Source organism: Achromobacter sp. ACM01 (assembly GCF_014851745.1).
Classification (GTDB): domain Bacteria; phylum Pseudomonadota; class Gammaproteobacteria; order Burkholderiales; family Burkholderiaceae_B; genus Achromobacter; species Achromobacter aegrifaciens.
The window spans coordinates 227,959-242,356 of sequence record NZ_JACVAF010000003.1 but is presented as its reverse complement, the minus strand read 5'-3'; the positions used below and the strand labels follow the sequence as shown (position 1 = coordinate 242,356).

The following is a 14,398-nucleotide window of genomic DNA, read 5'->3' as shown; positions in this document are numbered from 1 at the left end:
GGAGTGGCCGGTCCATGAAGTCCCGTCTGCTGCACGCGCTGGTTTGCGCCGTAACTTTCAGTGTTTCGTCCCTGGCCGCCGCCCAGGATGCCTATCCCTCCCAGCCCTTGCGGCTGATCGTGCCGTTCGCGCCCGGCGGGTCCACGGACGCGCTGGCCCGCGCGGTGGCCGAGGGCCTGCGCAAGGAACTGGGCCAGAGCGTGGTGGTGGAGAACCGCGCCGGCGCGGGCGGCCTGCTCGGCACCGAGGCGGTGGCCCGGGCCGAACCCGACGGCTACACGCTGGGCATGGCCACGGTCAGCACCATGGCCGTCAATCCGCTGCTGTACGGCACCAAGCGGGTCAACCCCGAAACGCAGCTCAAACCAGTGGCCTCGGTGGCGACGGTGCCGGTCGTGTGGATGGTGAATCCGGCGTTTCCGGCGCAGGATTTTGCGCAGTTCCTGGCTGAGCTGCGGGCCCATCCGGGCAAGTATTCCTATGGTTCGCCCGGCGTCGGTTCGCTTGGCCACCTGAATCTGGCGGCGATGAATGCCGATCTGAAGGTCGATGTGCTGCACGTGCCGTACCGCGGCATGGGGCCGGCGCTGACCGCCGCGGTGGGCGGCGAGGTGCAGGTGCAGCAGGACCAGTACGCGTCCGCGCAATCGCTGGTCAAGGCTGGCAAGCTGCGCGCCATCGCCGTGTCGGCGCCCGCGCGGATGCCTGATATGCCGGACCTGCCGACCATGACGGAACTGGGTTATCCGCAGCTGAACGCGCTGGGCCAGACCTGGTTCGGCCTGGTCGTGCCCGCCGGTACGCCCGATGCCGTGGTGCAGCGCCTGAATCAGGCCGCGGTGCGTGCGCTGGCCGAGCCTGGGCTGGTGCAGCGCCTGGCGGGCATGGGCGCGCAGCCCGACGCCGGCACGCCGCAGGCCTTTGCCGAGCGCATCGCGCAGACGCTGGCCGCCAACCGCAAAATCATTGAAACTGCCGGCATCAAGCTCGACGAGTGACCTGACCGGTTTTTTCCCCGCCATTACAGCCACAGGAGAAACAATGGGTGCCATCGATAAACTTGCGCCGTTCATCGACGCGCGCAGCGAGCGCTACGCGGAACTGAGCGACCGCATCTGGAGCCTGGCCGAACTGCGCTACGACGAACACAAGTCCGCCGAGCTGCACATCGCGATGCTGGAAGTAGCGGGTTTCCGCGTCACGCGCGACGCCGCCGGCATTCCCACCGCCTTCGTGGCCGAGGCCGGCAACGGCGGCCCGGTGATCGGCATCCTGGGCGAGTACGACGCGCTGTCGGGCCTGAGCCAGGAGAGCGGCGCCTACGCCTGCCAGCCTTCGCCGGAAACGCCGAACGGCAACGGCCACGGCTGCGGCCATCATCTGCTGGGCACGGCCGCGCATTTTGCGGCGGTGGCGGTGAAGGAATTCCTGGAGGCCAACGGCCTGCCCGGCACCATCCGCTTCTACGGCTGTCCGGCCGAAGAGGGCGGTTCGGGCAAGACCTTCATGGCGCGCGCGGGCCTGTTCGACGACGTGGATGCGGCGCTGACCTGGCATCCCGCATCGCACACCGGGATCTTCCACCAGTCCTCGCTTGCCAACATCCAGGCCTATTTCCGTTTTCGCGGCGTTGCCGCGCACGCGGCCAATTCGCCGCACCTGGGCCGCAGCGCGCTGGACGCGGTCGAGCTGATGAACGTGGGCGTGAACTACCTGCGCGAGCACATGGTGCCGGATGCGCGCGTGCATTACGCCGTGACCAACAGCGGCGGCATTTCACCGAACGTGGTGCAGGCACGCGCCGAAGTGTTGTACCTGGTGCGCGCACCCATCAATTCGCAGGCGTCCGAACTATACGAGCGCGTGCAGAACGTGGCGCGTGGCGCGGCGCTGATGACGGGTTGCGAACTGGAAATCGTGTTCGACAAAGCCTGCTCGAACTACATTCCCAACGGCGTGTTGAACCAGATCATGTACGCCAACATGCTGGCCTTGCAGGGGCCCGATTACACCGCGGGCGAGCAGCAGGCCGCTCGCCGCATGTGGGATGCGATCTCTACGGACGACATCGACAACGCCGGCAAGAACCTGGGCGCGGTGCTGCGCAATCCCACGCCGCTGTTTGCCGGCGTGGCGCCCTACGAGCCCGGCAAGGCTGAGATCACCTACGGTTCCACCGACGTGGGCGACGTGAGCTGGGTCGCGCCCACCGCGCAATGCTGGGGCGCTTGCTACGCCTACGGCACGCCGTTCCATTCCTGGCAGATGGTGGCGCAGGGCAAGATGTCCATGGCGCACAAGGGCATGGTGCACGCGGCCAAGATCATCGCGGCGACCGCCGCCGATCTGTACACGCAGCCCGAGGCGCTGGCGCGCGCCAAGGAGGAACTGATGGAGACGCGCCGCGGGCAACCTTACGTCTGCCCGATTCCGCCGGACGTGCTGCCCTCGTTCATGCGCAAATAACAGGGAAAGGGCCCCCACGCTGCGCACGCTTCGCGCGCTTGCTGCCCCTCCGAGGGGGCGGCAAGCGGGCCTTGAGCTACATGCGATTTCAGGCCGGCAGGGACGGCGCGTATTGCGCGTCCGAATTGACCTTGGCGTGGAATTCCACCACCTTGCGCACCACCTTGACGGGATCGTCTTCGATGATGAAGAGATCCAGGTCATGCGCGCCTATCATGCCATTGGCCAGCACCTGGCCGCCCAGCCATTCGACCAGTCCGGACCAGTACTCGCTGCCCACCAGCACGATGGGAGCGGGCGGGACCTTGCCCGTCTGGATGAGCGTCAGCGCTTCGAAGAGTTCATCCAGGGTGCCGAAACCGCCAGGCATCGCCACATAGGCGAAGCTGTGCATGAAGAAGGTTGCCTTGCGCGAGAAAAAATACTCGAATGACAGGCTGATGGTTTGGTATTCGTTGTTGTGCGCTTCGTGGGGCAGGCTGATGTTCAGACCGATGCTGGTGCCGCCTGCTTCGAACGCGCCCTTGTTGGCTGCCTCCATGATGCCGGGACCGCCGCCGGCGATCACCGCGAAACCCGCATCCGCCAGGGCGGCGGAAATTGCGACGGTGGTTTCATAGTGGGGGGAATTACGGCTGACTCGCGCACTGCCGAAGACGCTGACAGCAGGCCCGATGTTCGCGAGCTTGTCTGCCGCCGTCCGTATCTCTGACATAATCAGCGGAATTTGTTTGTTGGCGGGTGTTTCCGCAGCTATTGCCATATCTGCCTTTGTAACCATGAAAAAAACCTTATTACTGGTCGACGGTTCAAGTTACTTGTACCGCGCTTTCCACGCTATGCCTGATTTGCGCAACGCGCAAGGCGAACCCACGGGGGCGCTCTACGGCGTGGTGAATATGCTGCGCAAACTTGTCTCTGATCATAAGGCAGAGTATGCCGCATGTATTTTCGATGCCCGCGGCAAGACCTTCCGTGACGATATCTATCCGGAATACAAGTCGCATCGCCCGCCCATGCCGGAAGACCTGGCCGCGCAGATCGAGCCCATCCACCGCGCCGTGCGCGCGCTGGGCTGGCCGGTGCTGGCCATCGAGGGCGTCGAGGCCGACGATGTGATCGGCACCCTGGCCAAGCGCGCCGCCGAGCATGACGTGCACACCATCGTGTCCACCGGCGACAAGGATCTGGCGCAGTTGGTCAACAGCCACGTCACCCTGGTCAACACCATGACGGGCGAAGTGCTGGACGAGGCCGGCGTGGTCAACAAGTTCGGCGTGCCGCCCGACCGCATCGTGGATTACCTGATGCTGGTGGGTGACGCCGTGGACAACGTCCCCGGCGTCACCAAGGTGGGCCCGAAGACGGCGGTCAAATGGCTTACGGAATTCGGCTCGATAGACAAGCTGATTGAAGGCGCGGAAGGCGTCAAGGGCGTGGCGGGCAGCAACCTGCGCGAGGCCATTCCCAACTTCCCGCTGACGCGCCAATTGCTCACCGTGAAGTACGACTGCGACCTGGCCGGCCACGTGGACAACGTGGATGACCTGACGCCGCGTCCGCGCGACGATGCGACGCTGACCGAACTCTATGAACGCTACGGTTTCCGCACCTGGCTGCGCGACCTGACCGGTGACGCCGAACGCGTGCCCGCGGGCGACGCCCGCGTTGCGCACGAGGCGCCCGCCGCGCCCGTGGAGCTGGATTATCAGATCATTTCCGATTGGGCCGCGTTCGACGCCTGGATGGAAAAGCTGAAGGACGCGCCCCTGGTCGCGGTGGACACCGAGACCACCTCGCTGGACGAAATGCAGGCCAGGATGGTGGGCATGTCGCTGGCGGTGGCGCCGGGCGTGGCGTGCTACATCCCGGTCGCGCATCGCGGTCCGGACAATGCGCCGCAGCTGCCCAAGGCCGAGGTGCTGGCGCGCCTGAAGCCCTGGCTGGAAGACGCGTCCCGCGCCAAGCTGCTGCACCACGCCAAGTACGACGCGCACGTGTTCGCCAACGAAGGCATCAAGCTGGCCGGCATCGCCGAAGACACGATGCTGCAGGCCTATGTGCTGGAATCGCACCGCGGCGTGGGCCTGAACGACCTGGCCCAGCGCTATCTGGGCCGCAGCGGCGTGTCCTACGAGGACCTCTGCGGCAAGGGCGCCAAGCAGATCGGCTTTGACGAAGTGGCGGTGGACAAGGCGGGCCATTACGCGGCCGAAGACTCGGACTTCACCTTGCAGCTGCACCAGGTGCTGCGCCCCATGGTGACGGCCGATGCGGGACTGAACCGTATCTACCTGCTGGAAATGCAGGTGTCCTCGGTGCTGACCACGGTCGAGCGCAACGGCGTCAAGGTAGACGCCGCGGAGCTTGGCCGCCAGAGCCACAAGCTGGGCCAGGAGATGCTGCAGCTGGAACAGAAGGCCTATGAACTGGCCGGCCAGCCCTTCAACCTGAATTCCCCCAAGCAGCTGGGCGAGATCCTGTTCGGCCGTATGCAGCTGCCGGTGGTGCGCAAGACCGCCAGCGGCGCGCCGTCCACCGACGAAGAGGTGCTGAGCAAGCTGGCCCAGGACTATCCGCTGCCGCAGGTGCTGCTGGAGTACCGCGGCCTGTCCAAGCTGAAGTCCACCTATACGGACAAGCTGCCGCGCATGATCAACCCGGATACCGGGCGGGTGCACACGCATTATTCGCAGGCCGCGGTGATTACCGGCCGCCTGGCTTCGTCCGATCCCAATCTGCAGAACATCCCCGTGCGCACCGAGGCCGGCCGGCGCGTGCGCGAGGCGTTCATCGCCGAGCAGGGCATGCTGCTGTCGGCGGACTATTCCCAGATCGAGCTGCGCATCATGGCGCACGTGTCGGACGACGCCAACCTGCAGCGCGCCTTCGCAGCGGGCGAGGACATCCACCGCGCCACCGCTTCGGAAGTGTTCGGCGTGTCGCTGGCCGACGTCTCCACCGACCAGCGCCGCGCCGCCAAGGCCATCAACTTCGGCCTGATCTACGGCATGGGGGTGTTCGGCCTGGCGTCCAACCTGGGTATCACGCGCGATGCCGCGCAGGCCTACATCGACCGCTATTTCGCCCGCTATCCCGGCGTGGCCATGTACATGGACGACACCCGCCGCCGCGCGCGCGAGCAGGGCTACGTGGAAACCGTCTTCGGACGCCGCCTGCAGCTGCCGGAAATCCGCGGCGCCTCGGGTCCGCGCCGCCAGGCGGCCGAACGCGCGGCCATCAACGCGCCCATGCAGGGCACGGCGGCCGACCTGATCAAGATGGCCATGGTGGCGGTGCAGGACTGGCTGGAAGCCGAAAAGCTGCAGACGCGCATGATCATGCAGGTGCACGACGAACTGGTGCTGGAAGCGCCCGACGCCGAGCTGGAACTGGTCAAGGAAGCGCTGCCGCGCCTCATGTGCAACGTGGCGGAACTGCGCGTGCCGCTGGTGGCGGAAGTCGGCATGGGCAAGAACTGGGAGCAGGCCCACTAGAGCCGGGAGCACCCGGTCCCAGGACACATGGGCCGCCTGCGGGCGGCCCATTTCCGTTTTTGGTATTGAAACAATATAATGTTTCGCTTCCCTCCGCCTTAAAGCATCCCCCCAAAAATGTTGCTGCTCTGGATTTTGCTCGCCACCGTCACCGGCGGGCTTATCGCCGTCCTTGTCGCCAGCTGGCTGGCCTACAAGGTTTTCGCGCAATACCTGCACCACATGGTCAGCCTGTCGGTGGGGGTGCTGCTGTCGGTGGCGCTGCTGCACCTGCTGCCCGAGGCCTTCGAGACGGGGGTGGGCGATGCCCACGTGCTGTTCGGCCTGATGCTGGCATCGCTGATCGGCTTTTTCGTGCTGGAGAAGATTGCGCTGCTGCGCCACAGCCATCACCACGAGGGCGACGGCCATCACCACCACAAGGGGCATGACCGCCACGAGGCGGGCCGCGGCGGCGTGCTGATCCTGATCGGCAGCTCGCTGCACAACCTGTGCGACGGGGTGCTGGTGGCGGCGGCTTTCCTGACCGATCCGCTGCTGGGCGTGCTGACCGCGGCGTCCATCATCATCCATGAGGTGCCGCACAAGCTGGGTGACTTCGTGGTGTTGCTCAACGCGGGCCTGGCGCGCCGCCGCGCGTTCTCCCTGATCCTGTTCACCAGCTTGTGTTCAGCCGTGGGCGGCATAATAGGGTACTTCGTGCTGCAGCAGGCGCAGCAATGGGTGCCGTATGTCCTGGTGGTTGCAGCCAGCAGCTTCCTCTACATTTCGGTGGCCGACCTGATGCCGCAGATGCACGAACGGGTATCCCTGGCCGATGCCGTCCCGCAATTGCTGCTGGTCGGCGTGGGCGTGGTGCTGATCTACAGCGTCACCACGGTGATGCACCATGGGCACGACCACGAGGCCGAAGCCGGCCAGGCCGCGCCGCAAGTGGAGCATGGCCACCGGCACTAGGACAGGCGCGGGGCCGTGCATGCGCTGACGGGATATCCGGCTTGGTTGATCATCCCTACACAGGAGTTCTTCATGAGTTTTTCCGCCGCAGCCGGCAACGTCGCGCCCACCGTGATCCACACGGACACCCAGGGCCTGGTCCACGGGGATTTCAAACTGCCCGTGGCCGACGGCACGATCGCCGCCTATTACGCCGCGCCCGAAGGCAAGCGCGACCTGCCCATCGTGCTGGTTGTGCAGGAGATCTTCGGCGTGCACGAGCACATCAAGGACCTGTGCCGCCGGGTCGCCAAGGCCGGCTACCTTGCCGTCGCCGCCAATCTGTACGAACGCCAGGGCGATGCCTCGGTCTACACCGACATCCCGAAACTCATTGCCGAGCTGGTCAGCAAGGTGCCGGACGAACAGGTGTTCGCCGACCTGGACGCCAGCGTGGCCTGGGCGGCCGCGCACGGCGGCGATCCCAAGCGCGTGGCGGTGACGGGCTTTTGCTGGGGCGGTCGCCTGACCTGGATGTACGCCGCGCACAATCCCGACGTGAAGGCGGGCGTGGCCTGGTACGGCAAGCTCAGCGTGGGCCATGGCCCGCTGATCAAGCGCGTTGCCTTCGACGTGGTCAACGAACTGCACGCCCCGGTGCTGGGCCTGTATGGCGGCAAGGACGCCAGCATTCCGCTGGCCGATGTCGAAACCATGAAATCCAAGCTGGCCGCCGGCAACGACAACGCCCGGCGCTCGGAATTCGTGGTGTATCCCGAGGCCGACCACGCCTTCCTGGCGGACTACCGCGCCAGCTACAAGGCCGAGGCCGCGCAGGATGGCTGGAAGCGCATGCTGGAGTGGTTCAAGCGCTATTTGTAGGATGCGGGGCAGCGAAAGCTGCCCAAGAGCGCGGTGAAAAAAGCCGACCACATAAGGTCGGCTTTTTCGTTCTGCTCAGTTCCCAGCCTCGCGCAAGCGGCTGGGCAGCAGTTCGCCGTGCCGCGCCAGCAGCGGATAGGCCGCCGCGCCGACCAGATGGGAATTGATGCCCTTCATGTCGCGCAGGATGTCCAGGTAGAGCGCGCCCACCTCGGCGGCGTCGACCTCGCCGCCCTTGATTTTCTGCAGGTGCGTGTCCGCGGCATGGGTTTCGATCGAGCGGAAGCGCGCCTTTTCACCCGCCAGCGCACGGGCCTGGCGCAGGTCGTCGTTGACGAACAGGGCGGCGGCGGTGCGCTGGTTGGCGATGAGCTGGCCCAGCGTGTCGTCCAGGCTGGCGCGCTGTTCGGGCGAAAAGATCCAGCCCTGCTTGCGCAGCTTGGCGACGTGGCTGAGCAGGCCGTGGTGGGCGATGTCGCCGGCATGGCCGATATTGCTGGTGAAGGCCAGGATGTCGTCCAGGCGCTGGATGTCCTCGCGCGTCATGTTCTCCTGGTCCAGGGTGGCCAGGTAGGTGGTGATGGCGTTTTCCAGCTTGTCCAGCGCGGCGTCCAGCTGGCGCGCCTGCACCATGCGGTGGCGGTTGTCGCGCTTGAAGCCGGCGCGGGCGTAGAGCAGCAGCGTCTGCAGCATGTCGGCCATGCGCAGGGCCTCGCGCGCGGCGTTGCCCAAGGCCACGGCGGGCACGTCATGAGCCCATTCATCCAGGTACTGCGGGCGCGACGGGTCGTTCGGATCCGCGCGCTTGGGAAGCCAGCGCGTCAGCAGGGCGGCGTAGGGCGTCAACAGCGGCAGGAACACCAGGGCGATGACGGCGTTGAACAGGGTGTGGAAGTTGGCCACGGCGCGGGCTGGGTCGGAGGCCAGATCGCTCATCATCGGCTGCAGGTAGGGCAGCAGTATCAGCCCGATCAGCACGCCCAGCACCCGGGTCAGCAGGTTGCCCAGGGGCAGGCGGCGCGCGGCGGGGTCGTCTCCGGTCACGCCTTCGATCATGGGGTTGATGGCAGTGCCCAGGTTGGCGCCCAGCACCAGCGCGAAGGCTACGTGCGGGGCCACCATGTGGTGGCTGGCCAGCGACATGACCAGCACCACCACGGCCACGCTGGAATGCGCCGCCCAGGTGAAGGCGGCCGCCAGCAGTACCGTGGCCACGGGCTGGGTCGCCAGCGCGTCCAGGATCATGCCCAGCATGGGCGCGGTCTGGAAGGGCTGGAACAGTTCGACCAGTTGGTGCAGCGACAGTAACAGCAGGCCCAGGCCGATGAAGACGCGCCCCAGGTCGCGCGTGCGCCCCGGCGGGTAGCGGCGGAACATCCATACGCCCGCGAGGATCAGGATGGGGGCGAGCGAGGTCAGGTCGAAGGACAGCAGCTGGACGATGAGCGTGGTGCCGACGTTGGCGCCCAGCATGGCGGCCAGGGCCGGCGCCAGGCCGACGACGCCGCCGGCCGCGAAGCCGGTGATCATCAGGCCCGTGGCGGTGCTGCTCTGCAACGCGGCGGTAATGCCCAGTCCGGCGGCGAATGCCCGCAGCCGGGTTCCCAAGGCCTTGCCCAACGCCGCGCCCAGGGCGGCCCCGAAGGCGCGCTGCACGCCTGTTTGGACCATATGCACGCCCCAGAGGAGCAGGGCGACGTAGCCGGCGAAGTCAAGCAGGGTAATGAGTCCGGACATCCTGGCGTATTTCCATTCTTTTATGACAAGTAATAATTCTGTAATGATCGCATGCGTGGCGCTGCCGGGGGAACCTGTCCCCGCAATACAGCATACGCCTGCGGGCGCATCTACGGGGCAGGACGCTAGCTGCGCGTGGGCTGGCCTACGCGTATCATTGCCTCATCAATCGCAGATGCAATGGAGTTTTGCGTGGCTGTTTCCGTATTCGACCTGTTCAAGATAGGCATAGGCCCGTCTAGCTCCCATACGGTGGGCCCCATGCGGGCCGCCCTGTTGTTCGCGCAAGGCCTGGAGCGCGACGGCCTGATGCCCAATGTGGCCACGGTGCGCGCCGAGCTTTACGGCTCGCTGGGCGCCACGGGCAAGGGCCACGGCACCGACAAGGGCGTGCTGCTGGGCCTGATGGGCGAAGCCCCCGACACCGTCGACCCCGCCGCCATCGCCGGCATGATCGCGTCGGTGCGGGCCAGCCGCCAATTGCCGCTGCTGGGACGCTATCCGGTTCCTTTCGTCGAAAAGGAACACATGATGTTCTACCGCCGCGAAGCCATGGCAGAACATCCTAACGGCATGAAGTTTCACGCCTTTGACGCCAATGGCGAATCCCTGCGCGAGGCCCGCTACCTGTCGGTGGGGGGCGGTTTCGTGGTGACGGCCGGCGCGTCCAACAGCCAGGTCATCGCCGCGCACGACCAGTTGCCGTACCCGTTCCGCATGGGTCGCGAACTGATGGGCATGTGCAGCGAGAGCGGCCTGTCGGTGGCGCAGCTGATGATGAAGAACGAGCTGACCTGGCGCGACGAGGCCGAGGTGCACGCCGGGCTGGACCGCATCTGGCAGGTCATGCAGGACTGCGTGTCGCGCGGCTGCGGCATCAACTATCCGGAAGCGGACGGTGAACTGCCCGGCCCCCTGCGCGTGCGCCGCCGCGCGCCCGAGCTTTACCGCAACCTGACCCAGCGCGCCGAGCGCACCCTGTCCGATCCCCTGTCCGTGATGGACTGGGTCAATCTGTACGCCATGGCGGTCAACGAAGAGAACGCCGCGGGCGGGCGCGTCGTGACGGCGCCGACCAATGGCGCGGCCGGCATCATCCCGGCAGTGCTGCATTACTACGACCGCTTCGTGCCTGGTTCCAACCGCGAGGGCGTGCGCGACTTCCTGCTGACCGCGGCGGCCGTGGGCCTGCTGTACAAGTACAACGCCTCGTTGTCGGGCGCCGAAGTCGGCTGCCAGGGCGAGGTCGGCGTGGCCTGCTCGATGGCGGCGGGCGGCCTGGCCGCGGCCCTGGGCGGCACGGTCGAACAGGTCGAGAACGCGGCCGAGATCGGCATGGAGCACAACCTGGGCCTGACCTGCGACCCCGTGGGCGGCCTGGTGCAGATCCCCTGTATCGAGCGCAACGCCATGGCCTCCATCAAGGCCGTGAACGCTGCCCGCATGGCGCTGCGCGGCGACGGCCAGCACTACGTGTCGCTGGACTCCGTCATCAAGACCATGCGCGAGACCGGCGCCGACATGAAGACCAAGTACAAGGAAACCGCGCGCGGCGGGCTGGCGGTGAACATCGTCGAGTGCTGAGGGCACGGGGTGACGACGATGCGGGAGGGCGAGCGGCTGTCATGGCCTCGGGGTTCCTTCCCGAAGCAAGGGAAGAACGCAGGCCGGGGAGGAAATGGCAAACGGCACGCCTGCAGCCTGCAGCTGGCCGCTGTCCGGGTCGATGCGCAGGCAGGAAATGCGGTGCTCGTCCTGGCTGGCGACCAGCAGGAAGCCGCCGTCCGGGGTGATGGCGGCGTCCCGCGGGGTGCGCCCGCCGGCGGGCCACAAGCCTATCGGCTCAAGCCAAGGGGCGGATTCCAATAGCCGAAATCCTGCGATGCTGTCGTGGCCGCGGTTGGTCGCGTAGAGCCAGCGTCCGCTCGGATGCAGGCAAAGCGCGGACGCGGAGTTGGCGTTTTGCCAATCTGCCGGCAGCGTGCCGATCCGGGCGAGCGCTTGTGCATGGGGATCGCGTGCCGTGGGCAGTTGAACGACGCTCACGCTATTGGACAGTTCGTTGAGCACGAAGGCGCGGGTACCGGCCGGATTCAGCCGCAGGTGGCGCGGCCCGGAACCCGGTCCTATCTGCACCTGCAGGTCCGGGAGCAGATCCAGCGCGGCGCCCCGCAAGGCATGGCGGGCGACGCTGTCGGTACCCAAGTCACACAGGTAGACCGCATCGCCGGACGGGGTCGGCTGGGCGCAATGCACATGGGGGCTCGCCTGGCGGTCGCTGCGCGGACCGCTGCCATGGCGCACGATGATGTCGGGCGGGGCGCTGGGCAACCCCTGCCGGTCGAGCCGGTAGCTCAGGAGTTCGCCGCTGCCATAGTTGGATACGAAGAGGCGGTCCGCCGCAGGCGTCAGGCTGATGTGGCAAGGGCTGGCGCCAGGCGTAGGCACATTGAGCAAATGCCGCAGCGTGGCCGCGCCGTCGACCGCGTAGACGTCGATGCTGGCGCCCACTTCCTGCTCGCTCACGCCGTACAGCAGGCCGAGGGACGCGGAATGGCACAGGTAAGAGGGATTGACGCCATGGCTGTCCACCTGCAATTCACGCAGCGTGGCCGTCGCGGCGTCGAACCTCAGCAAGTGGATGCCGCGCCCTATGCCGTGCACATGCGGCATCGGCCGCGTATACGTGCCCACGGCAACCAGCCAGCTGCCCGTTCCGCGGGCCGGGGAGTGCGTACTCGATTCAGCCACGGTCTGCCCTCGACATCACGTCTATCCATACGGCCAGGACCGGCGCCAGGCCCCTGAAATTATGCGCCCACCCCATTGAAGCAGGAATGTCTGATCGTTGGTCGTCTTCGGGGTCTGCCTCGCATCCTGGGGACCTTTTTTGGCCGGAGCCGGAAAAGACGATGGCCCGCGCAAGCGGGCCATCGAGTCAGGGCTGCAGGGCGCGAGGCCCGTCTGAGCGAAAGGCTTAGATCACGCGCGCATTCTGCAGCGCGGCGATGCGGGCCGGAATCGGCGGGTGCGAGGCGAACATCGCGGCCAGGCCGCCCTTGCCGGTGATGCCCGAGGCCTCGAAGGACTTGGGCAGCTCGCCCGGTTCCAGGCCGCCCAGGCGGGCCAGGGCGCGGATCATGGGTTCGCGGGCGCCCATCAGGTGGGCCGAGCCGGCGTCGGCGCGGTACTCGCGCTGGCGCGAGAACCAGGCCACGATGATCGAGGCCAGCACGCCGAAGATGATTTCACAGACCAGCACGGTGATGTAGTAGCCCGGGCCGATGCCGCGTTCGTTCTTGAACACCACGCGGTCGATGAAGTAGCCGACCACGCGGGCCAGGAACACGACGAAGGTGTTCACCACGCCCTGGATCAGCGTCAGCGTGACCATGTCGCCGTTGGCGATGTGCGCGACTTCGTGCGCCAGCACGGCGGCGACTTCTTCCTCGCTCATGCTTTCCAGGAGACCGGTGGACACCGCGACCAGCGAGTCGTTCTTGAAGGCGCCGGTGGCGAAGGCGTTGGGGGCGCCTTCATAGATGGCGACTTCCGGGCGGCCGATGCCGGCGCGGTCGGCCAGCTGGTGCACGGTGTCGACCAGCCAGGCTTCGCGCTGGTTGCGGGGCGAATTCGGGTCGAGCACCTGGGCGCCGGTGCTCCACTTGGCCATGGGCTTGCTGATCAGGAGCGAGATGATCGCGCCGGTGAAACCGACCACCACCGAGAAAATCAGCAGGGCGTTCAGGTTCAGGCCGTTGGCGGTGATGTAGCGGTCCACGCCCAGGATGCGCAGCGTGGCCGACAGCACCAGCATGACAGCCAGGTTGGTCAGGACGAACAGGACAATGCGTTTCATGTTTTTTGTGTTCCTCTGCGAGCAGGATATGCCGGGATTCGACACTGCTGCGGGCCGCCAGTTCCCCGACTCGCGGCGCCGCTTCCGGTGACGGAGAGTATAGTATCGCTTTCCCTTATTCCTCCTCACTTTTCCCTTAGCGTAGACCCCCATGCAGGCACTCTGGATGTTGCTGGCGTCCGCCATGTTCGCCATCATGGGTTCGTTCGTGAAGCTCGGCACCGAACACGGCGCCTCGCTGCCGCAAGTCGTTCTATTTCGCGGATTGCCGTCGGTCATCCTGCTGCTGATCTGGGCCCGCGCCGGCCGCCAGTCCATCATCCCCGTCAGCTGGAAACTCCACCTGTGGCGCAACCTGTCCGGCGTCACCTCGATGTGGCTGGGCTTTTTCGCCATCGCCCATCTGCCCCTGGCCACCGCCACCAGCCTGAACTACACCGCGCCGCTGTTCATCGCCTGCTGGATGCTGGGCTGGGGCGGCGCGCAGCGCGACCCCGTGCGCATCGTGGCGGTGGCGCTGGGGTTCCTGGGCGTGATCGCGGTGCTGCGGCCCAGCATCAACGAGGACCAGTGGCTGGCTGCCCTGCTGGGGATGACCGCCGGCGCCATGTCGGCCATCGCCATGATGCAGATCCGCCAGTTGGGCCGGGTCGGCGAACCCGAATGGCGCACGGTGCTGTTCTTCTCCGTGGCCGTTTGCGTGTCCAGCCTGGCCGGACTGTTGTTCGAGGGCTGGGGCCACGCCGACTGGACCGGCTACCTGTCGCTGCTGGGCGTGGGCGTGACGGGCCTGTTCGGCCAGTTGGCCATGACCCGCGCCTTCGGCCTGGGGTCGGCGCTGCTGACGGCGGCGCTGCAGTACAGCACCATCATCTTCGCGGCCCTGCTTGGCATGGGTTTCTGGGGCGAACAGCTGGACGCTCTGGCCTGGGCCGGCATGGGCTTGATCATTTTCGCGGGCCTGTTGTCGATCTGGCGCACCATGCGCGATCCCAAGCCGGCCTGAGCCGCGGTCGCCCAA

11 protein-coding genes are annotated in these 14,398 nt (G+C 66.5%); 7 read left to right on the top strand and 4 right to left on the bottom strand.

What is annotated here, in order from left to right:
- Positions 1-14: 14 nt before the first annotated feature.
- Positions 15-998, top strand: coding sequence for a tripartite tricarboxylate transporter substrate binding protein (locus IB268_RS15915; protein ID WP_082400683.1), 984 nt, complete (start codon positions 15-17; stop codon positions 996-998).
- A 43-nt stretch (positions 999-1,041) separates the two neighbouring features.
- Complete coding sequence (locus IB268_RS15910; RefSeq protein ID WP_054451003.1) at positions 1,042-2,466, top strand: M20 family metallopeptidase; 1,425 nt, start codon at positions 1,042-1,044, stop codon at positions 2,464-2,466.
- An 88-nt stretch (positions 2,467-2,554) separates the two neighbouring features.
- On the opposite strand, the gene IB268_RS15905 is transcribed toward IB268_RS15910, so the two are convergent.
- Positions 2,555-3,181 (bottom strand): TIGR00730 family Rossman fold protein, encoded by a 627-nt coding sequence (locus IB268_RS15905; RefSeq protein ID WP_042792592.1) that lies wholly within the window; start codon positions 3,179-3,181, stop codon positions 2,555-2,557.
- A 64-nt stretch (positions 3,182-3,245) separates the two neighbouring features.
- Between IB268_RS15905 and polA the strand changes: the two genes are divergently transcribed.
- The 3 genes from polA (at position 3,246) to IB268_RS15890 (ending at position 7,781) form a co-directional block, all read left to right on the top strand.
- A complete protein-coding gene (gene polA / locus IB268_RS15900; protein ID WP_175181711.1) occupies positions 3,246-5,963 on the top strand; it encodes a DNA polymerase I in 2,718 nt (905 codons plus the stop codon).
- Between the two features lie 117 nt (positions 5,964-6,080).
- Positions 6,081-6,920 carry a ZIP family metal transporter gene (locus tag IB268_RS15895; RefSeq protein ID WP_054451005.1) on the top strand — a complete coding sequence of 280 codons (840 nt, stop codon included), beginning with the start codon at positions 6,081-6,083 and terminating at the stop codon, positions 6,918-6,920.
- Between the two features lie 72 nt (positions 6,921-6,992).
- Positions 6,993-7,781 carry a dienelactone hydrolase family protein gene (locus IB268_RS15890; protein ID WP_125470911.1) on the top strand — a complete coding sequence of 263 codons (789 nt, stop codon included), beginning with the start codon at positions 6,993-6,995 and terminating at the stop codon, positions 7,779-7,781.
- 75 nt (positions 7,782-7,856) lie between these two features.
- Here IB268_RS15890 and IB268_RS15885 read toward each other — a convergent pair whose 3' ends face one another.
- Positions 7,857-9,518 carry a Na/Pi cotransporter family protein gene (locus IB268_RS15885; RefSeq protein WP_054451007.1) on the bottom strand — a complete coding sequence of 554 codons (1,662 nt, stop codon included), beginning with the start codon at positions 9,516-9,518 and terminating at the stop codon, positions 7,857-7,859.
- Positions 9,519-9,710: 192 nt separating this feature from the next.
- On the opposite strand from IB268_RS15885, the gene IB268_RS15880 reads away from it, so the two are divergent.
- The gene (locus tag IB268_RS15880; protein ID WP_119450578.1) at positions 9,711-11,102 is read left to right on the top strand and encodes an L-serine ammonia-lyase; all 1,392 of its coding nucleotides are present in this window, start codon (positions 9,711-9,713) and stop codon (positions 11,100-11,102) included.
- A 39-nt stretch (positions 11,103-11,141) separates the two neighbouring features.
- Here IB268_RS15880 and IB268_RS15875 read toward each other — a convergent pair whose 3' ends face one another.
- Positions 11,142-12,269, bottom strand: a complete 1,128-nt coding sequence (locus tag IB268_RS15875; RefSeq protein ID WP_192354509.1) for a lactonase family protein — start codon at positions 12,267-12,269, stop codon at positions 11,142-11,144.
- A 226-nt stretch (positions 12,270-12,495) separates the two neighbouring features.
- Positions 12,496-13,377 carry a protease HtpX gene (htpX, locus tag IB268_RS15870; RefSeq protein WP_013392481.1) on the bottom strand — a complete coding sequence of 294 codons (882 nt, stop codon included), beginning with the start codon at positions 13,375-13,377 and terminating at the stop codon, positions 12,496-12,498.
- A gap of 151 nt (positions 13,378-13,528) precedes the next feature.
- Between htpX and IB268_RS15865 the strand changes: the two genes are divergently transcribed.
- Positions 13,529-14,383, top strand: a complete 855-nt coding sequence (locus tag IB268_RS15865) for a DMT family transporter (protein WP_054451009.1) — start codon at positions 13,529-13,531, stop codon at positions 14,381-14,383.
- The last annotated feature ends 15 nt before the right edge of the window (positions 14,384-14,398 follow it).